Annotated in this window: 19 protein-coding genes; 12 read left to right on the forward strand and 7 right to left on the reverse strand. The window is 71.3% G+C overall.

All coding sequences use genetic code 11. The features are described from left to right. Window positions 1-46: 46 nt before the first annotated feature. Both ABWV20_RS01525 and ABWV20_RS01530 read left to right on the forward strand, forming a co-directional pair. Window positions 47-1,336: a M16 family metallopeptidase gene (locus ABWV20_RS01525; protein ID WP_353352980.1), complete on the forward strand. Its 1,290-nt coding sequence runs from the start codon at window positions 47-49 to the stop codon at window positions 1,334-1,336. Continuing rightward, the gene (locus ABWV20_RS01530) at window positions 1,333-2,721 is read left to right on the forward strand and encodes a M16 family metallopeptidase (protein WP_353352981.1); all 1,389 of its coding nucleotides are present in this window, start codon (window positions 1,333-1,335) and stop codon (window positions 2,719-2,721) included. The genes ABWV20_RS01525 and ABWV20_RS01530 overlap by 4 nt, the downstream gene beginning before the upstream one ends. A gap of 78 nt (window positions 2,722-2,799) precedes the next feature. On the opposite strand, the gene hisN is transcribed toward ABWV20_RS01530, so the two are convergent. Then, the gene (gene hisN / locus ABWV20_RS01535) at window positions 2,800-3,603 is read right to left on the reverse strand and encodes a histidinol-phosphatase (RefSeq protein ID WP_353352982.1); all 804 of its coding nucleotides are present in this window, start codon (window positions 3,601-3,603) and stop codon (window positions 2,800-2,802) included. Between the two features lie 280 nt (window positions 3,604-3,883). On the opposite strand from hisN, the gene ABWV20_RS01540 reads away from it, so the two are divergent. Beyond that, a complete protein-coding gene (locus ABWV20_RS01540) occupies window positions 3,884-4,153 on the forward strand; it encodes an iron-sulfur cluster biosynthesis family protein (RefSeq protein WP_353352983.1) in 270 nt (89 codons plus the stop codon). Between the two features lie 32 nt (window positions 4,154-4,185). Here the strand turns inward: ABWV20_RS01540 and rsgA are convergent, their stop codons facing one another. The 3 genes from rsgA to ABWV20_RS01555 are packed head-to-tail and all read right to left on the reverse strand — an operon-like array spanning window position 4,186 to window position 7,149. Next, on the reverse strand, window positions 4,186-5,223 hold the full coding sequence (gene rsgA / locus ABWV20_RS01545; RefSeq protein ID WP_353352984.1) for a ribosome small subunit-dependent GTPase A: 1,038 nt from the start codon (window positions 5,221-5,223) through the stop codon (window positions 4,186-4,188). Beyond that, on the reverse strand, window positions 5,220-6,629 hold the full coding sequence (aroA, locus tag ABWV20_RS01550) for a 3-phosphoshikimate 1-carboxyvinyltransferase (protein WP_353352985.1): 1,410 nt from the start codon (window positions 6,627-6,629) through the stop codon (window positions 5,220-5,222). Before aroA ends, rsgA begins: the two co-directional genes overlap by 4 nt. A gap of 1 nt (window position 6,630) precedes the next feature. Continuing rightward, window positions 6,631-7,149 carry a DoxX family protein gene (locus ABWV20_RS01555; protein ID WP_353352986.1) on the reverse strand — a complete coding sequence of 173 codons (519 nt, stop codon included), beginning with the start codon at window positions 7,147-7,149 and terminating at the stop codon, window positions 6,631-6,633. Between the two features lie 217 nt (window positions 7,150-7,366). Between ABWV20_RS01555 and ABWV20_RS01560 the strand changes: the two genes are divergently transcribed. From ABWV20_RS01560 to rsrA, 4 genes are read left to right on the forward strand one after another with little or no spacing between them, the layout of a single operon-like run. Further along, the gene (locus tag ABWV20_RS01560; protein ID WP_353352987.1) at window positions 7,367-8,242 is read left to right on the forward strand and encodes an SOS response-associated peptidase; all 876 of its coding nucleotides are present in this window, start codon (window positions 7,367-7,369) and stop codon (window positions 8,240-8,242) included. After that, a complete protein-coding gene (locus ABWV20_RS01565) occupies window positions 8,239-8,886 on the forward strand; it encodes an alpha/beta hydrolase family protein (RefSeq protein ID WP_353352988.1) in 648 nt (215 codons plus the stop codon). Before ABWV20_RS01560 ends, ABWV20_RS01565 begins: the two co-directional genes overlap by 4 nt. A 37-nt stretch (window positions 8,887-8,923) precedes the next feature. Further along, complete coding sequence (locus ABWV20_RS01570; RefSeq protein WP_353352989.1) at window positions 8,924-9,706, forward strand: sigma-70 family RNA polymerase sigma factor; 783 nt, start codon at window positions 8,924-8,926, stop codon at window positions 9,704-9,706. A 5-nt stretch (window positions 9,707-9,711) separates the two neighbouring features. Next, window positions 9,712-10,029 (forward strand): mycothiol system anti-sigma-R factor, encoded by a 318-nt coding sequence (gene rsrA / locus ABWV20_RS01575; protein WP_353352990.1) that lies wholly within the window; start codon window positions 9,712-9,714, stop codon window positions 10,027-10,029. 111 nt (window positions 10,030-10,140) lie between these two features. On the opposite strand, the gene ABWV20_RS19345 is transcribed toward rsrA, so the two are convergent. Continuing rightward, complete coding sequence (locus ABWV20_RS19345; protein WP_369791897.1) at window positions 10,141-10,215, reverse strand: 50S ribosomal protein bL37; 75 nt, start codon at window positions 10,213-10,215, stop codon at window positions 10,141-10,143. A 479-nt stretch (window positions 10,216-10,694) separates the two neighbouring features. Here ABWV20_RS19345 and ABWV20_RS01580 point away from each other — a divergent pair, with 479 nt between their 5' ends. The 4 genes from ABWV20_RS01580 (at window position 10,695) to ABWV20_RS01595 (ending at window position 15,743) form a co-directional block, all read left to right on the forward strand. After that, window positions 10,695-11,960 (forward strand): HD-GYP domain-containing protein, encoded by a 1,266-nt coding sequence (locus tag ABWV20_RS01580; RefSeq protein WP_353352991.1) that lies wholly within the window; start codon window positions 10,695-10,697, stop codon window positions 11,958-11,960. After that, complete coding sequence (locus ABWV20_RS01585) at window positions 11,957-13,249, forward strand: HD-GYP domain-containing protein (RefSeq protein WP_353352992.1); 1,293 nt, start codon at window positions 11,957-11,959, stop codon at window positions 13,247-13,249. The genes ABWV20_RS01580 and ABWV20_RS01585 overlap by 4 nt, the downstream gene beginning before the upstream one ends. Window positions 13,250-13,444: 195 nt before the next feature. Further along, window positions 13,445-14,614, forward strand: coding sequence for an NAD(P)-dependent malic enzyme (locus ABWV20_RS01590; protein WP_353352993.1), 1,170 nt, complete (start codon window positions 13,445-13,447; stop codon window positions 14,612-14,614). A 157-nt stretch (window positions 14,615-14,771) separates the two neighbouring features. Beyond that, entirely contained in the window at window positions 14,772-15,743 is a 972-nt protein-coding gene (locus ABWV20_RS01595; RefSeq protein WP_353352994.1) for a zinc-binding dehydrogenase, read from the forward strand. A 33-nt stretch (window positions 15,744-15,776) separates the two neighbouring features. Here the strand turns inward: ABWV20_RS01595 and cofE are convergent, their stop codons facing one another. Both cofE and cofD read right to left on the reverse strand, forming a co-directional pair. Continuing rightward, window positions 15,777-16,886, reverse strand: coding sequence for a coenzyme F420-0:L-glutamate ligase (cofE, locus tag ABWV20_RS01600; RefSeq protein ID WP_353352995.1), 1,110 nt, complete (start codon window positions 16,884-16,886; stop codon window positions 15,777-15,779). Beyond that, on the reverse strand, window positions 16,883-17,884 hold the full coding sequence (gene cofD, locus ABWV20_RS01605; protein ID WP_353352996.1) for a 2-phospho-L-lactate transferase: 1,002 nt from the start codon (window positions 17,882-17,884) through the stop codon (window positions 16,883-16,885). The genes cofE and cofD overlap by 4 nt, the downstream gene beginning before the upstream one ends. Window positions 17,885-18,243: 359 nt before the next feature. On the opposite strand from cofD, the gene ABWV20_RS01610 reads away from it, so the two are divergent. Next, window positions 18,244-18,510 (forward strand): WhiB family transcriptional regulator, encoded by a 267-nt coding sequence (locus ABWV20_RS01610; RefSeq protein WP_353352997.1) that lies wholly within the window; start codon window positions 18,244-18,246, stop codon window positions 18,508-18,510. Window positions 18,511-18,668 lie beyond the last annotated feature (158 nt).

Here is an 18,668-nt window from a genome sequence, read left to right on the forward strand (position 1 = left end):
GCCACGTGGGCGCCGCCCGCCCGGTGGAGTCACGTAGGGTCGTGCCGTGACGTCGATCGCGTACCCCCTCGTCGAGCGAACCTTGCCCAACGGCCTTCGGGTCATCGTCTCCGAGGACCATGCCGTCCCCAGCGTCGCGGTCAACCTCTGGGTGGGGGTCGGCTCGCGTCACGAGGCTCCCGGCCGCACCGGATTCGCCCACCTCTTCGAGCACCTGATGTTCCAGGGGAGCCGCAACGTCGCGTCGGGGGAGCACTTCAGCGCCCTGATGAACGAGGGGGCCCGGCTCAACGCGACGACGTGGTTCGACCGGACGAACTACTTCGAGACCATTCCCGTGGGTGCTCTCGACCTCGCCCTCTGGCTGGAGGCGGACCGTCATGGCTACCTGCTCGACGCCGTGACGCAGGAGAACCTCGACAACCAGCGGGACGTCGTCAAGGAGGAGAAGCGCCAGCGGTACGACAACGTCCCCTACGGTCAGGCCCTCATCGACATCTATGCCACGGCGTTCCCCGAGGACCACCCCTACCACCACCCGACGATCGGCTCGATGGAGGACCTCGACGCAGCGACGTTGGACGACGTGCACGCCTTCTACCGTGCGCACTACGGCCCGAACAACACCGTCCTCACCCTCGTCGGCGACATCACTGCAGAGCAGGGGTTCGACGCGGCGGAGCGCCACTTCGGTCGGCTCGACCCGATCGAGCTCCAGCAGCGCGACCGGCTGCCCCAGCTGCCACCCATCGCCGCACCGGTGCGACTCGACCGGCCCGGCGACGTCCCCAACGACCGGATCTACATCTCCTTCCGCCTGCCGGTCGACACCACCCCCGAGTACCACGCGTGCTCGATCGCCGTCGACGTCATGAGCGGTCTGGCGAGCTCCCGGCTGATGCGCCGCCTCGTGCGCACCGACGAGACGGCGACGTCGGTGTCGGGATGGACGATGGGGCTCGTCGACGGGGTCGGCCTGGGGACCATCACCGTCGACATCGCCGCGGGTGCCGACCCCGAGGACGTCGAGGCGACGGTGTGCGACGAGCTGTCGAGGTTCATCGTCGAGGGGCCCGACGAGGGCGAGCTCGAGTCGGTCATCGCGGACACCGAGCGGGCGTGGCTCAGCGCCCTCGCCAGCATCGAGGAGCGCGCCGATCACATCAGCCACCACGCCCTTCTCAGCGGCGACCCCTCGTACGTCAACACGTTCGTCGACCAGGTGAAGGCCGTGACGGCCGACCAGGTTCGAGCGGCGACAGCACACTGGCTGGATCCGGAAGCTCGCGCGGTGGTCCGCTACCTCGCCGAGGACCAGGCCGAGGTGGCCGCATGACCGCCCTCGCCCGCCCCACGGTCGCGCCGCCGCCGCAGTGGTCGTTCCCGGAGGCGGCGACCCACGACCTGCCCAACGGCATCCGGCTGGTCACCTACGACGTCCCGGGCCAGTACGTCATCTCGGTGCGGCTGGGACTTCCCGTGCCGGTCAGTGCGGAGCCGGAGTCTCTCGAGGGCGTGGCCACCATCATGGCGCGGACGATGGACGAGGGCACGGCACAGCACTCGGCGGAGGAGTTCGCCCGTCTGCTCGAGCGCAAGGGCATCAGCTATGGCGCGGCCATCAGTGAGGCCGGGCTCAGCCTGGACCTCGACGTCGTCAAGGGCAACCTCGCCCCGGCGCTCGACCTGCTTCGCCAGATCCTCACCGAGCCGGCCTTCCCGGACAACGAGGTGGCCCGTCAGGTCCGCGCCCGCCTCGCGGAGATCGAGCAGGAGCGGTCCATCCCCGGTCACCGCGCGGCCCTGGAGTTCGTCGCGACCTTCTACGCCGATGACGAGCGGGGCTCCCGGCCGACGGGTGGGTCCCGCGAGACGGTCGCGCGCATCACCCGGGACGACGTCGTCGCCTTCCATGCTGAGCACGTCGTCGCGGCCGGGACGACCATCGCGGTGGCCGGCGACCTCGCCGGCCTCGATGTTCCCTCGCTCGTGACGGATTCGCTCGGCCGCTGGCGCCGGGGAGCCGACCGTCCGTCGTCGCTGAGCCGGGCGGCGACCCTCGCCACCGACCGAGCCCGCGTCGTCATCGTCGACCGCCCGGGATCGGTCCAGACCGAGGTCGTCGTCGGCGCCCCCGGTCCGGATCGTTCGGTGGAGGGTGGGTGGGCGCCGTACCCCGTCATCGGCTTCGTCCTCGGCGGCTCGCCCAACGCCCGCGTCGACGCGGTCCTCCGTGAGGAGAAGGGGTACACCTACGGCATCCGCTCGAGCTTCCGACCGCGGCGCAGCGGCGGAGTCTTCCTCACCTCCGGGTCGGTCCGGGCCGACAGCACGACCGAGTCGGTGCGCCTCCTCGTCGAGATCCTCGAGAGTGCCCGGGAAGGCTTCTCGGACAAGGAGGTCCGCTCCGGCGTCGACTTCATCAGCAAGACGGCGCCGGGCCGTTACGCCACCGCCGACGCGGTGGCGGACGAGGCGATCAACATGGCCCTCGACGGACGCACCACCGAGTTCACCACCGCCAACCTCCGTGACCTCGAGCGGGTCGACCGCCAACGGCTCGACGAGGCCTTCAGCCGGTTCGCAGCCACCGCCGGCGTGGCGCTGCCCGACCGGCCCGCGGGAAGCGGCTGGACGATCGTCCTCGTGGGCGATGCTGCCGCACACCGTGCGTCGATCGAGCAGCTCGGTCTCGGCGAGGTCACCGTCGTCACCGACTGACAATCGAAAGAGCAGTTCGCGACCATCCCACGCCCGCATGGGTCGTGGTTGCCAGTCGCGACGGGCTCTCTCGACGGGTCAGTCCTCTGGGACGGCGGCGGGAATGCCGATCCGCCGGAGCACCTCGTCATGCAGCAGCCCGTTCGTCGCGACGGCGTTGCCGCTCCAGCACCCGTCGCGGCCGTCGAGCCCGGTGAACCGGCCACCCGCCTCCTCGACGATGGCGACGAGGGCGGCCATGTCGTGCACGGCGAGCTCGGGCTCGGCAGCGATGTCGACGGCGCCCTCGGCGACGAGCATGTACGACCAGAAGTCACCGTAGGCACGGGTGCGCCAGCAGTCGTCCATGAGATCGAGGAAGTCATCGCGCCGGCCTCGGACCCGCCAGCCGGCCAGTGACGAGTAGGAGAGAGAGGCATCGCCGAGACGCCCGACCTGGGAGACGGAGATCGGCTTCGCGGAGGACAGCGAGCGCCCGCTCCACGCCCCCGAGCCGATGGCACCCCACCAGCGCCGTTGGAGCGCAGGCGCGGCGACGAGGCCAAGGACGGGGCGTCCGTTGTCGACCAGACCGATGAGCGTCGCCCAGACTGGGACGCCGCGGACGAAGTTCTTCGTCCCGTCGATGGGGTCGATGATCCAGCGCCGGGGGCCGTGCCCGGTCGTGTCGAACTCCTCACCCTCGACGGCGTCGCGGGGCCGGGTCCGCTTGAGCTGCGAGCGGACCAGCTCCTCGGCGGCGCGGTCGGCGTCGGTCACCGGAGTCAGGTCGGGCTTGCTCTCGACGAGGAGGTCCGCCGCGCGGAAGCGCGACATCGTCACGCGCTCGACGGCGTCGGCGAGGACGTGGGCGAGACGAAGGTCGTCGTCGTAGGAGGTCACTTGGCGGAGCCTAGCGCTCGGGCGATTCCCGCGGCGGGGAAGCATCACGGCTGTGCGGGCACCCTCACCGATGTCGTATGCCGCTGGGCTGGGTCTGCTTGGGTGCCAGTCCTTTTCGTGATGGCTGGGCTGGTTGGCGGTCGATGGCACTTGACAGCCACCCCCCGCCGTCGGTGAGGGTGGAGGTGTCCGAAGGCGTGTGCGCACTTGCCCCGCGAGGTGGTCGTAGGCGTCGACGCCGGCCCCGTGCCGGCGACCGCACGAAGACAGGAGTTCCAGCATGCTCACCGTTTCCGAGAACGCTCAGGCCGTCGTCCAGGGACTCACGCAGAGCTCACCGCAGCCGACGGCCGGGCTGCGGATCGCGAGCGAGGACGGCCAGTTCGCCGTGAGTGTCGTGCCCGAGCCGGAGCCGACCGATGTGGTGGTCGCCGCAGGTGATGCCAACGTCTACGTCGCCGAGGACGCTGCGCCGGCGCTGGACGGACAGACCCTCGATGCGGCCGAGACCCCCGGAGGCATCGGCTTCACGTTGGGCCAGCAAGGCTGACGGCAGGGGCAGCCGTGGCTCGGTCGCCGGGGTCAGTACTCCTCGGCGGCCGAGCGGCTGCGCAGGAGGCGGCGGAGAGACTCGAGGCGCGAGACCCCGGCCGGGCCGGCATGGCCGCCGGCCACCCACTCGTCGAGGGCGCACTCCTCCTCGTCGTGGGTGCACCCCCGTGGGCACTCGCCGGTGCCGGCCGCGAGGTCGGGGAAGTGGTCGATGATCCGGTCGACGTCGATGTGGGCCAGGCCGAAGGAACGGATGCCCGGGGTGTCGATGACCCAGCCGTCATCGTCGGGCAGCCTCAGGGCGACAGCGTTCGTCGAGGTGTGACGCCCGCGACCCGTCACATCGTTGACGACACCGATGGCACGCCGTGCGTCGGGGACGAGGGCGTTGACGAGCGTGCTCTTGCCGACCCCCGAGTGGCCGACGAGCACGGTGACCTGTCCTTCGAGTCGCTCACGCAGCTCGGCGAGGCCGAGCACCTCGCCGGCCGCACGACGCGTGACGACGTGGTCGACCTCGAGGGGGGTGTAGGAGGCCAGGAACTCGGCGGGGTCGACCAGGTCGGCCTTCGTGAGGACGAGCAGGGGTGCGAGCCCGGCGTCGTAGGCGGCGACGAGGCAGCGGTCGACCATGCGGGGCCGCGGCTCGGGGTCTGCGAGGGCCGTGACGATGGCCAGCTGGTCGGCGTTGGCGACGATGATCCGCTCGACGGGGTCCGTGTCGTCGGCGGTGCGGCGCAGGACCGAGCGGCGTTCCTCGATCCGGACGATCCGGGCGAGGGCGTCCGGGTCGCCGCTCGTGTCACCGACGAGGGCGACCTCGTCGCCCACGACGACCCGGGTGCGGCCGATCTCGCGGGCCTTCATCGCCGTGACGACCCGCTCCGGCTGGTGGTGCCGCTTCGTGGCGACCTCCGGGATGAGGCAGGTGTAGCGGCCGCGGTCGACGCCGATGACCATGCCGATGACGGCGTCGGCGTGGGCCGGACGCTCCTTGGTGCGTGGCCTCGATCCCCTCCGGTTGGGGCGGACGCGGACGTCGCCCTCGTCGAGGTCCCGCCAGCTCATCGAGCCGGCTCCTCGAAGGCTGCCGGGTGGGGCGCGGTCCTTGGCCCCGCGTCGGAGAGCATGGTGGCCCACAGACCGGGGAAGTCGGGCAGGGTCTTGCTCGTCGTCTCGATGTTCTCGACGGCGACGCCGGGCACACGCAGTCCGATGATCGCCCCCGCGGTCGCCATCCGGTGGTCGTGGTAGGTCCTGAACCGGCCTCCGTGCAGCGCCGCCGGTGCGATCCGCAGCCCGTCCTCGGTCTCGGTGACCGCGCCCCCGAGACCGCTCAGCTCGGCCGTGAGGGCAGCGAGCCGGTCGGTCTCGTGCCCGCGGATGTGGGCGACGCCGCGGATGGAGGAGTGGGTCGAGGCGAGGGCGGCGAGAGCGGCGACGGTCGGGGTGAGCTCGGCAGCATCGTGCAGGTCGATGTCGATCCCGACCAGCTCGCCGGTGCCGGTGACCGTGAGACCGTGCCGGTCCAGTCGCACGTCGGCGCCCATGGTGTCGAGGATCTCGCGCATGAGGTCGCCGGCCTGAGTGGTGTACTGCGGCCAGCCCGGGACCCTGACCGTGCCCCCCGTCACGAGGGCTGCGGCGAGGAACGGGCCGGCGTTGGACAGGTCCGGCTCGATCGAGACGTCGAGCGCGTTGATCTCGGACGGCTCGACGCGCCAGGTGTTGGGCTCGGAGTCGTCGACGACCGCACCCGCATCGCGCAGGGTCTCGACCGTCATGAGGATGTGCGGCTCGCTCGGCACCGGCTTGCCGTCGTGGTGGACGGTCACGCCCTCGTCGTAGCGCGCGCCGGCCAGCAGGAGCGCGGAGATGAACTGGGAGGAGGCGGACGCATCCATCGTCACCGTCCCGCCCCGGACGCTGCCGCGGCCGCGCACCGTCAGCGGTAGGTAGCCGTCGGAGTCCTCGAGGTCGACGCCGAGGGCACGCAGCGACTCGACGACCGGACCCATCGGCCGCACCCGCGCCTGGGGGTCCCCGTCGATGCGGACCGGACCGTGAGCGAGGGCCGCCACAGCCGGCAGGAACCGCATGACGGTGCCCGCGAGGCCGCAGTCGATGGTGACGTCGCCCCTGAGTCGTGCGGGTGGAGTGACCAGCCAGTCGGCGACGGAGCCGGCCACCTCGCCCTCCGCGGCCACGTCCTCGATGCCGACACCGAGGGCCCGCAGCGCGTCGGCCATGAGCAGCGTGTCGCGGGACCGAAGCGGTGCCCGCAGTCGGGACCGGTCGCCCGCGAGGGCGGCGAGGACGAGATAGCGGTTGGTCAGCGACTTGCTGCCCGGCAGGAGCACCGTCGCATGGACCGGTCCTGCCGGAGTGGGGGCCGACCAGTCCCCGGCGACTGCCGAGGTCGGGCCTGGATGACTGGTGGGGTCTGCAGTGGGGGAGTGGTCGGCGGGACTCAAGTCAGCTCACGACGTCCTGGGCTCGATGGGCTAGTAGACGGGCCTCCCGGGCCGCGGCCCGCTTGGCGTGGCGCGCCTCCCGGCGCGTGGTCCGCGTGGCGTGCTGGGCCCGCCAGGCGAGCCCGGGCTTGCCCGCGGTGTCGACACTGGCCAGCAGCAGGCCGCCGAGCAGGCCGACGTTCTTGAGGAACAGGCTACGACTCTGGGCGCGCTTGTCGGGATCGGTCTCGTCCCAGAACGCATGCTCGATCGCGGTGGTCGGGACGACAGAGGCGGCAAGGAGGGTCGAGGCCAGGCGTGGCATCCGGCCGGTGGCGAGCAGTGCTCCACCGGTGACGAGGGTGGCGCCGTTGACGCGGACGAACAGGTCGGGGTCCTGCTGGACCGCCGAGGGAGCGGACACCGTGTCGAGCAGCTGGGCGGCCTTCTTGGCGCGCGGGGCGGGGTTGCGCAGGGCCTCGATCCCTGCGGCGACGAAGACCGAGGCGAGCATGGGGCGGGCGATACGACGGACGATCATCGGGATTCCTCCTGAGGTGGTTTCCTACGCTATCGACATACCCAGACCGTTCGCGCCGACCGCCCGACCTGACGGCAACACACCCGCCTGGAGCAAGCCGGCTCCGTCTCCAGCCGAGGCAGGCGGCCGACAGGCGGGTGTGTTGCGGCCGGTGGGGGCGGGAGGGCGGCGACTGAACCCGGGGTGGGGAGCCAGCCCAGCGGCATACGCTGACCCCATGTGTGGGAGGTACGCCGCGAGCGCGAGGCCGGACGAGCTGGTCGAGGCGTTCGACATCGACGAGGACCACTCCGCCGAGCCCGGCCGCAGCATCCTGAAGAACCCGCAGCACCCCGCGCCCGGCGAGCCCGACTGGAACATGGCGCCCTCGAAGCAGGCACCGGTCGTCCTCACGCGCACCCCCCGCGCCCGGGACGCCGCCGGGACGGGTGGCGCGCCGGACGGTGAGCCCGACGGTGAGCCCGAGCCGACCCGGCAGCTGCGCCTGCTCACCTGGGGGCTGGTGCCGGCGTGGGCGAAGGACGTCAAGCTGGGGCAGCGGATGACCAACGCCCGCGCCGAGTCGGTGCTCGGCAAGGGGGCGTTCGCCAAGGCGGCTCTCTCCCGGCGGTGCATCGTGCCCGCCGACGGCTGGTACGAGTGGCAGAAGTCCCCGACCGCGGTCGACGCCAAGGGCAAGCCGCGCAAGCAGCCGTTCTTCATCCACCGGGCCGACGGCGGCCCGGTGGGGTTCGCGGGTCTCTACGAGTTCTGGCGCGACCGCGAGCTGCCGGACGGCCACCCCGACGCCTGGCTCACGACGTTCACGATCATCACCACGGCGGCGGACCCGGGGATGGACCGGATTCACGACCGGCAACCTCTGGTGCTCGAGCCAGAGCAGTGGGACCAGTGGCTGGACCCCGCCGAGAAGGACCCCGACGTGGTCCGTGGGCTGCTCGAGTTCGCCGCGCCCGGCCGGTTCGACGCCTACCCGGTGGGGCGCGCCGTCGGCTCCATCTCGAACAACGGCCCCGCGCTGCTCGAGCCCGTCGCCCGCGAGGAGCTCGTCGGCGTCGTCGACCCGATGACCGGCGAGGTGATCGGGGGATGAGCCCCGCCCAGCGCGTCGTCGAGCGGGTGCGCGACCTGCCCACACCGGAAGGCCCCGGACGGGCTCACGTACGCCGCCCAGCTCACTCCCGCGGGACCGTCGTCCTCGGGCACGGGGCCGGGGGAGGGCTGCAGAGCCTCGACCTCACCGTCGCTCGCGACGTGCTCGTCGCGGCCGGCTGGGCCGTCGCCGTGATCGAGCAGCCGTGGCTCGTCGCGGGACGCCGGGTGGCCGGTCGCCCACCGACGCTCGACGCGGCGTGGGTTCCCATGGTGGCGGCCCTCATGTCCGGCCGGGGTCGGCTCCCGCGCCCCCTCGTCGTCGGCGGGAGGTCGGCCGGCGCCCGGGTCGCGTGCCGCACGGCGGCGGAGCTGGAGGCCGACGCCGGCCTGCTCCTCAGCTTCCCCCACCACCTGCCCGGACGCCCGGACCGCCTCCGCGACGGGGAGCTGGCCCTGGCGCCCGACCCGACGTGGCTGGTCCAGGGCACCCGCGACGCCTTCGGCACGCCGGAGGAGCTGGCTCCCCACGTGCCGCCCTGGGCGGTCGTCATCGAGGTCGCCGGTGCCCACAGCTTTCCCCGAGGCGCCCGGCCTGCGCTCGTCGCGGCGATGACACGGATCGCCGGGGCGCTGCCCGGATAGCCGGGAATGCCGTCCCCGGGAGCGGCGTTGCAGGAGCATGGTCACCTGCCTGCCGGATGCGACGGCCCGCGCGATCGCTCCGGCGACCCTCACGACGGGTTTAGGGTGGGAGGCGATGACCAAGGACAAGCAGACCGATCCCGCCTCGGCGATCTCCCTCGTCGACGTGCCCTCCGTGGGCGCCGGCGGCGCCGAGGGCGCGGCTCCGGAGCCCCCCGTGGACCTGGCTGCCGAGAGCGAGGAGGCGCGACGGGCCCGCTTCGAGCGTGAGGCCATGCCCTTGCTCGACCAGCTCTACAGCGCCGCCCTGCGCACGACGCGTAACCCGAGCGACGCCGAGGACCTGGTCCAGGAGACCTACGCCAAGGCCTACGCGGCCTTCCACCAGTACAAGCCGGGCACCAACCTCAAGGCCTGGATGTATCGCATCCTCACGAACACCTACATCAACAGCTACCGCAAGAAGCAGCGGCAGCCCCTCGAGTCCGACTCGTCGGACATCGAGGACTACCAGCTCGCCCGCGCGGAGTCGCACACGTCCTCCGGCCTGCGCTCGGCCGAGGCCGAGGCGCTCGACCACCTGCCGGACAGTGACGTCAAGCGGGCCCTGCAGGAGATCCCGGAGGAGTTCCGCCTCGCCGTCTACTTCGCCGACGTCGAGGGTTACTCCTACAAGGAGATCGCCGAGATCATGGAGACCCCCATCGGCACCGTGATGAGCCGGCTCCACCGCGGCCGTCGCCAGCTGCGCGAGCTGCTGACCGATTACGCCGTCGAGCGCGGATTCGTCGCTGCCGGTGGAGCTGGAGGGAAGCGGTGATGGGCATGAGTGAGCGCGACACAGCGTCTTCGGCGTCTTCCGCGTCCTCGGCGTCCTCCGCCTCCTCCGCGGGGCAGACCGACTGCTCCGAGGCACTGCTGCGGGTCTACGAGTTCCTCGACGGCGAGCTCGGCCCGGGGGAGTGCGCCAAGATCCAGGCTCACCTCGACGAGTGCGGTCCGTGTTTCAACGAGTACAACCTCGACACGACCCTCAAGGCGCTGATCAAGCGCTCCTGCAGCGCCGAGCACGCTCCGGACACGCTGCGGATGTCGATCATGAGCCGGATCTCGATGACGGTGTTCCGGGTCGAGGGCCGCTGACCAGAAAGCAAAAGAGCAGTTTGCGACACCGACGCCAGGGGCCAGCCCCAGCGGGAGGTGTCGCGAACTGCTCTTTGTCGTACGGGCGAGGCGTGCGGTGCACGCCGCGACTCACGCGTTGGGCTTGCGGCCGTGGTTGGCGGCGTTGCCCTTGCGCGAGCGGCGCTTGCGGGCGCGCTTGCTCATCTCGGCTCTTTTCGTCGGCGGTGCTGGTGGTCGGTGTGCCTTGGCACGAAGCCCCGATTCTTCCACATGCGCACCTCACCACCCCAATCGGCGCCGGCCGACCCGTTTGGCCCGGGGTGAAAAGGTTAAGAAGTTGGTAAAGAATGGGCTTCTGGCGGGACTCTGCCCCGCAACGGCCCAGAAGTTTGGCACTCTGTATGCGACGCACCTGCTGGCGCCCACCCCTCAGGGTGCCCGCGATCATGTGTCTCGATAAAGGAGCCCCCACCATGCTGCGCAACCTCCTCCTCGCCCTCGCGGCGAGCCCGTTCGTCGTTAGCCTGACGACCGTCCTGGGCAGCGACACGTGGACCTGGGGTACCTGATTCCGGCACCAGTCCGATGATCGGCTCATCGGCCTCATGGCATAGATGAGCATTCTGTCCCGTTCCCGGCATCTCCCAGCGGCCAGGCGGGAACGCACCCGGACGAGTCGCTCCGTGGCCCTCCACAGCTTCGTCCTCCTGACGGCTGCGGTGTCCGTCGTCCTCGGCGTCCACACGTACAGCGTCTTCGGGGTCCCGGACGGCTGGCCCCTCGCCATCCTCGCGGCGATGGCCACCCTCAGCTACCGGCTGCGCGAGCCGGACGTCGGCTCGCGCATCGGCTTCTCCTTCAACAGCATCGTCCTGCTCGCGGCAGGCGTCATCGTCGGGCCCTTCGGTGCGTGGCTGGTCGGCACCGTCTCGATGGCCACGGACCGTGGCCGCCTGCGCCTGCAGACGATCTTCAACGTCGCCATGACGGGCATCATCGGTGCGGTCGGCGCCCTGGCCTACCTCGCCGCAGGGGGTGAGCGACACCTCGCCTCGATGCAGGGCGCGCTCACGATCACCCAGTCCGTCGGCGTGCCGATCCTCGTCGCCGACGTCGTCGGCTGCCTGACCAACGCCCTGCTCCTGGCTGGAGTCATCCACTTCTACCAAGGCGTTCCCTTCACGGTGATGGTGCGACGGGTCCTCAGCGGATCGGGGTGGGCATACGTCGGCTACGGCATCATCGGCTTCCTCTTCGTGGTCCTGTGGTTCCCGGCGGAGCTCGGGCCCTTCAGCGCGCTCCTGGTGCTCGCCCCGCTGCTCGCCGCACGGTGGGCGTTCATCCAGTACGGCGACGAGCTGCGCTCGCACGAGCGGACCCTGGACACGCTCGTCACCGCCTTGGGCAAGAAGGAACCGGCTGCCATGGAGCGCAGTCGCCGGACCGCTCAGCTCGCCGAGTGGGTGGCCGAGGAGCTGGGCCTCGGCCCGCACCAGATCGGCACCGTGCGTCATGCTGGGACGCTCCACGAGATCGGGCACCTGGCCATCCCCGCGCGAACGCTCCGCCGGCCAGCAGGCGAGCAGTCGGCCCAGGAGCGCCGACTGTTCACCACCCACGGCGTCGTGGGTGCTCGCATGGTGGAGGGCATCAACTTCCTCGACGAGGCGCGCTCGGGGATCCGCCACCAGCACGAACGCTTCGACGGGCATGGCGGGCCCGGGTCCCTCGCCGGCGGAGACATCCCCCTCTCCGCGCGGATCGTCGCGGTCGCCGGACGGTTCACCTCTGTGGCCGCCGCCCAGTCGGCTGGCGCGCCGGCGGCGCAGGCGGAGGCCGTCGCGGTCCTCGAGTCGGACCAAGGCCGCTACGACCCGGTCGTTCTCGACGCGTTGCGCCGGGTTCTGGTCAAGCACGAATGGCCTCCCAGGGAGGAGGAGGAGGCATGAGGGCAGCCGTGGCGAAGCGGGTCAAGCCGCTCGGCGCAGCAGTCGGCGGCATCGTCGTGTGCCTCGTGCTCGTCGTGCTCTCAGCCGACTCCCCGGCGTGGGACGACGAGGGCAGTGCCGCCCTGGTCGCGACCTTCACTGTCGCCATCCTGCTCGGCGAGTGGTTCCAGCTGGCCGGGCCACGCTTCCGAGGCTCCGCCCCGATCGCCACCGCCGCCGCCCTGGGCTTCGTCTTCACCGCGCAGCTACCCGGTGGCCAAGGCGTGTCGCACGGCTCCGTGTTCATCCTCGCGGTGACCGCCTCGGCGATGACTGTCGTGGCCCTGCTCCGGCACCTGACCGGCCGTGAGGTGAGCCCGCTCGAGACCGTGGGGCGATTCGTCAGCGTGGCCGTGGCGGCCGTGCTCTACCGCGTGCTCCACCTCGGCCAGGTTCGTGGACGACCGGTCCTCGACGACGGGCTGGAGCCTTGGCAGCGAGCGGTCCTGATGCTCGCCATCGCTGTCGTCGCCCTTCTGGCTGACGCCTTCGTCACGTCCACCGCGCGGGCGCTGCTCAGGGCAGCGTGGTGGCAGACGTTCAAGGACGAGCTGCGGTCGAGCTTCGCGCTGTCCACCGCCTTGGCCGTGACCGGGGTCCTGATCGCGCTGGCCGTCCCGCCGCTCGGCGCGCCGGCCGTGCCGCTCTTCCTCTCGCCGCTCGTGCTGACCCTCTTCGCGTTCCGTCGCTACGTCAGCATCCGGGCCACCTACCTGCAGAGCATTCGGACGCTGGCGCGCCTCACTGACGTGGCCGGCTACACCCCCCCAGGTCACTCGGAGCGGGTTGCCGCGACCTGCATCGCAGTGGGGCGCGAGCTGGGACTGCCCGAACGCGACCTCGCCGACCTCGAGTACGCCGCGCTGCTCCACGACATCGGCCAGGTGGCGCTCGTCGACCCCATCCCGGGCGGGGCGACGGTGCTTGCCGCACCGGCGGACCAGCGCCGCATCGGGGCCGACACGCTCGCCATCGTCCGCGAGACCGGCGTCCTCGAGGACGCGGCGACGATCCTGGAGCACCAGGCGACCCCCTATCGGCAGCTGCGCGAGTTCGGCGAGGAGATCCCGCTCACGAGCCGCATCCTCAAGGTCGTCAACGCGTACGAGGACCTGACCGCGGGTTCACCCAAGCCGCGCGCGCGGGAGGCCGCAGTGGAGCGGATCTACCTCGGGCTCGGCTACGAGTACGACCCGCACGTCGTCGACGCCCTCCTGCGGCACCTCAAGACGTCCGGCTCGTCGCGCTGACGCCGGAAAAGCGGTGCCGGTGACCTGTCCCACACAGGAAAACCGTCGCCCCCCTGCCGCTCGGGCGGGGGTTCATGGCAGACTGTCCGCGTTCGGGCAACCCCCGTTTCGCATTGTCGTACTGAGGCCAGACCCGCGGCCCTTGCCATTTCCGCCAGGGCGCGATGCCCTGTTGATGCGAACGAGGTTCCTCTCATGAGTGCGTTACCCGTCAGCCAACCCTTCGACGCGAACGACCCGGTGTTCCGGGCCCACGAGGGCGGCAAGCTCGGGGTACACGCGACGTCCCCCCTGCGCAATGCGGCCGACCTGTCGCTGCTCTACACCCCTGGCGTCGCCGAGGTGTCCCGCGCGATCGCCGCCGACCCTGCTCTCGCGACCCGTTACACGACCCGACGCAACACCGTGGCCGTGGTCAGCGACGGCACCGCCGTCCTCGGGCTGGGAGACATCGGTCCCCTCGCGGCCATGCCGGTCATGGAGGGCAAGGCCGTCCTGTTCAAGCACTTCGCCGACGTCGATGCCGTGCCCGTGTGCCTCGAGACCGGGACCGTCGAGGAGATCGTCGAGGCGGTGGCGCGCTTCGCCCCGACCTACGGCGGGATCAACCTCGAGGACATCTCGGCTCCTCGGTGCTTCGAGATCGAGCGCCGGCTCAAGGAGCGCCTCGACATCCCGGTGTTCCACGACGACCAGCACGGGACGGCGATCGTGGCGCTCGCGGCCCTGCTCAACGCCGCACAGGTCGTCGAGAAGCGCCTCGGAGATCTCACCGTGGTCGTGTCCGGTGCCGGTGCCGCTGGGGTGGCGGTCTCCTCGATCCTCGTGTCCGCCGGAGTCGGCGACGTCATCGTCACGGACTCCCGGGGCATCCTCGGTCCGGACCGGACCGATCTGCCGGAGCACAAGGACTCCCTCCGTGCGCTGACCAACCTCACCGGCCGCGTCGGCGACCTCGGCGATGCGCTCGAGGGGTCGGACGTCTACATCGGGGTCTCCGGAGGCACGGTGCCGGAGCGCGACCTGATGCGCATGGCGCCCCGGGCGATCATCTTCGCTCTGGCGAACCCGGACCCGGAGGTGCATCCGCGCGTGGCTCACAAGTTCGCGGAGGTCGTGGCAACGGGACGTTCGGACTTCCCCAACCAGATCAACAACGTCCTCGCCTTCCCGGGCATCTTCCGGGGGGCGCTTGACTCCGGCGCGCGGGCCATCACGGAGGAGATGAAGCTGGCGGCTGCCCGCGCCATCGCCGACCTCGTGGACGAGCCGAGTGCGGACCACATCGTGCCGAGCGTCTTCGACGAGCGGGTGGCTTCGCGCGTGGCTGACGCGGTCTCGCTGCTGGCCCGCCGCGGCGGCTGAGCCGCTCGATCGAGCCGTATGCCGCTGGGCCCGGTCACCGGGTCCAGCGGCGTTCCAGCGGGCCGGGGACTCCTGCGGAACCCCGGACGCTCCGGTTGCGGCGTGGGTCACGTCTCTGAGTGGCCTCGCCTGCACGAGGGATGGCTAGGGTGCTCACATGCTCGCTGTCTACGCCGCCAGCCAGTCCCCCGCCGACCCACTCTCCGGCCTCGTGGTCGGTGACCGCCCCGATCCGGAGCCCAGAGAGGGCTGGGCCAGGGTGCGGCTGCGCACCGCCGGCCTGAACCACCACGACGTCTGGTCCCTGCGAGGGGTCGGGCTTCCCGCCGACCGGTTGCCGATGATCCTCGGCTGTGACGGTGCGGGGGTCGACGAGGCCGGCAACGAGGTCATCATCCATGCGGTCGTCCCATCGGAGGGGTGGCAGGGGGACGAGACGCTGGACCCGAAGCGCACGCTGCTGTCCGAGCTGCACGACGGCACGCTGGCGGAGTACGTCACGGTCCCGCGCGGCAACCTCGTGCCCAAGCCGGCGGACCTCACGTGGGAAGCCGCAGCCTGCCTGTCCACGGCGTGGCTGACCGCCTACCGGATGCTCTTCACCAACTCCGGCGTCAAGCCCGGGGGAACCGTCCTCGTCCAGGGCGCCGGCGGTGGCGTGGCCACCGCGCTGATCCAGCTGGGCGCGGCGGCCGGCTACCGGATGTGGGCCACCTCCCGCGACACGGGCAAGGCGGAGAAGGCCCTCAGCATCGGCGCCGACCGGGTCTTCGGGTCGGGGGAGCGGCTGCCCGAGCGGGTCGATGCGGTCATGGAGACCGTCGGGGCCGCGACCTGGTCTCACTCGGTCAACTCGCTCCGCCCGGGTGGCTCCATCGTCATCTCCGGTGCGACCTCAGGCGACGCGCCGAGCAAGGCGGAGCTGACCAAGATCTTCTTCAAGCAGCTGCGAGTCGTCGGTTCGACGATGGGGACGCGGGACGAGCTCGCCCACCTGTCTCGCTTCATCGTGCAGCAGCGGATCGAGCCGGTCATCGACACCGTCCTGCCGTTGGCCGACGCCAAGGACGGCTTCGCGAGAATGGTCGACGGTGACGTCTTCGGCAAGGTGGTCTTCGCCGTCTCCTGACGGCGGCGGCTACACCGCCCCAGTCGGGCCCGATCAGCCCGGCCAGTGGCGCGGTTGTCCGCTCGGGACACCGGCCACCGCGACAATGACGGTCAGGCCGTCGGCGCTCGGCTCCGCGACCGTGGCCCGGAGCCACTCCGCCCAGAGGGCCGTCTCGAGGCGGGCAGCGAGTCGCCCGAGCTCGAACGGTGTGTCGGCGCCCAACGTGACCGACAGGTGGCCGATGTCGGCCGTTCCGGAGTCGACGGAGTGGAGCGCCGTCCGCACGGCGCGCCCGACCGCGTCGAGCCGCGTCGAGTCGGACCGCGAGACCGGTGGGATCCCCACCGCCTCGGCGTCGGAGGTGCCCGGCTCCACGCCGAGCGCGGCCCGCACGGCTTCGACACGGCCGTAGCCGAACCAGTCCTCCGGACCGGTCCGGACCAGGTCGCGCCCCCGCGGGGCCGCCGGATCGTCCATCTCCGGCACGAACCGCGCGAGGCCACGGACCAGCGCCGCCGGCACCCCGTGAACCTTTCCCTTGGCCAGGTCGGCGGCGGAGGCGATCTCGTCCGCGACGGCTCGAGTGGTCACCTCGAGCGGCCGGCCGTCGGCATCCGTGCCGCCCCGGAGGTCGTCCGTCGCGCGGACTCCATGGAGCCCGAGGGCGAAGTCCACCTGGCCGATCCGCCAGGGCCGACCGGAGGTGTCGCTGAGGATCACTCCGATCCGGACGCCGTGGCGTCGGGCGAGCTCGTCGCGTAGCTGTTCACACACGGCGTCCGGGTCGTGGGGGAGCAGCAGCCAGCCGCCCCGGTCGCCGGTGTTGGATCCGTCGACCCCCGCAGCGGCCATGATCGGGCCTGCCTTGGACCGGACGATCCTCGTGACGTGGCCCGGTAGGGCGCGCTCAGCGACGACCTGGACCGTCTCGGCGGCCACGACGCGGTCCTTGTCAGGATCGTGCGTGACGAGGCCGAGCGCCTTGCTGGCGACCTTGCTGGAGACGACGACGATGTCGCCATCCCGGAGTCGCTCTCCGGAGGCGAGCAGCCCGCTCTCCACGAGCTCGCCCAGCGAGTCCCCCTCGCGGACCTCGGGAATGCCGAGGAGCGGGGTGATCGAGACCGCGGGGGCGCCGGACCGCCCGGTGTCGACCGTCATCGGGGGCCCCGGGGTCCGCGCGAGGCCGCCAGCCGCTGGGCCAGGTCGAGGGCGGAGCCGGCGATGTCCGCCGCGGCGTCGAGGGAGCTCATGAGCAGGGGGCGCCGGACGAGGACCGGACCGGACGGACCGGCGGACTGCTTCATGACGTCGTCGCTGTCCACCAACCAGCCGTCGAGGAAGTCCGCGTAGAGGCCGGCGACGGCGGCGCTCGTCGAGTCCACCCCGATCGTCGTGAGACACACGTCGGCGTGCCCACGGACGGGCCGTCCCCCGACCAGCGGGGACACGCCGACGACGGGGGCCCTGGTCCCGCGCAGAGCATCGCGCACGCCCGGAACTCCGAGGATGATCCCGATGGACACGACCGGGTTGCTGGGAGGGAGCAGGACGACGTCAGCGGCACGGATCGCCTCGAGGACGCCGGGCGCCGGGGCGGCCTCGTCGAGGCCGGCGACGATGAAGCGATCCGCCTTGACGGCGGCCCGGTGCTTCACCCACCACTCCTGGAAGTGGATGGCGCGCTGCTCCTCCCCGTCGCTCACCACGACGTGGGTCTCCACCGGGGTGTCGGTCATCGGCAGCAGCGTCACGCCCTGCTCAGGCAACCCCCACCGAGCCGCCAGCCGGGCGGTGACCGCGCTGAGCGGCATACCTTGTCCCAGCAGCTGGGAGCGGTAGATGTGCGTCGCGAAGTCCTTGTCCCCGAGGGAGAACCACTGCGGCACGGCCCCGAGCGCGGCGAGCTCGGTCGCCACGTGGTGGGACTCGTCGGCCCGGCCCCAGCCCTGCCCCTCGTGCACACCGCCGCCCAGGGTGTAGAGGATCGTGTCGAGGTCCGGGCAGACGCGCAGTCCGAAGAGCGTGATGTCGTCGCCGGTGTTGCCGATGACGGTGACCTGCGCCTGCTCGTCGGCTCGGGTCCTGCGAAGGTGGTGGAGGAGTCCGCGGATGAACCGGGCACCGCCGACTCCGCCGGCCAGGGCTGTGATGCGCATGGCGACGATCCTCTCAGGGCAGCCGCTGAGGCGTGGAGAGCGGTCCGATGCGCTGGCAGTTCGGGAGTGAGCGGTGGCCGGATGTGGGGTACGGAGCCTGTCGTGAGCGGGTCTGACGAGCTGTGGAGGAGGGTCGAGGCGCAGCCCTACCAGACCCCGCACCCGGCAGGCAAATATCATCATACGGCTTGACGGGACGTGCATGACACGCTTGTAATTTCATTGTTGTACTTGCCAGTTGCCCCGTTCCGTGAGGCGGTCCCCGTCGATCGGTCCGGGCAGCGCCAGCAGCTCGGGTGGAGCAGCTGGCAGGAGGACACGCAGTGCTGACATGAGGAAGTCAGGGTCGAGGAGGGGTCATGCACGAGCTTATTTTGGTGATGTCGGATGTGGGCGGAGAAGGTGGTGAGCTCTCCTGGCAGGAGCGTTCGCTGTGCGCACAGACCGACCCGGAGGCGTTCTTCCCTGAGAAGGGCGGCTCCACACGCGAGGCCAAGAAGGTCTGCGTTGGCTGCGAGGTGCGCTCTGAGTGCTTGGAGTACGCCTTGGCGAACGACGAGAGGTTCGGGATCTGGGGTGGACTCTCCGAGCGAGAGCGCCGCAAGCTGAAGAAACGCGCGGTCTGAGCATGCGGGCCTTGCCCGGGGCCACGTCGGCACCCGGGCGGAGGAGCACGCTGTGCCCGACCTGAGCCACGGTCACACACCACCCGCCGGCGCTGGGGCAGCCGCCTCGTCCGTCCCCCCCTCCACGGGACGAGCGGCCCCCGGTCCGAGCGTGCGGC

Origin of the sequence: Intrasporangium sp. DVR, from assembly GCF_040365325.1 — a bacterium.
Lineage (GTDB): Bacteria > Actinomycetota > Actinomycetes > Actinomycetales > Dermatophilaceae > Intrasporangium.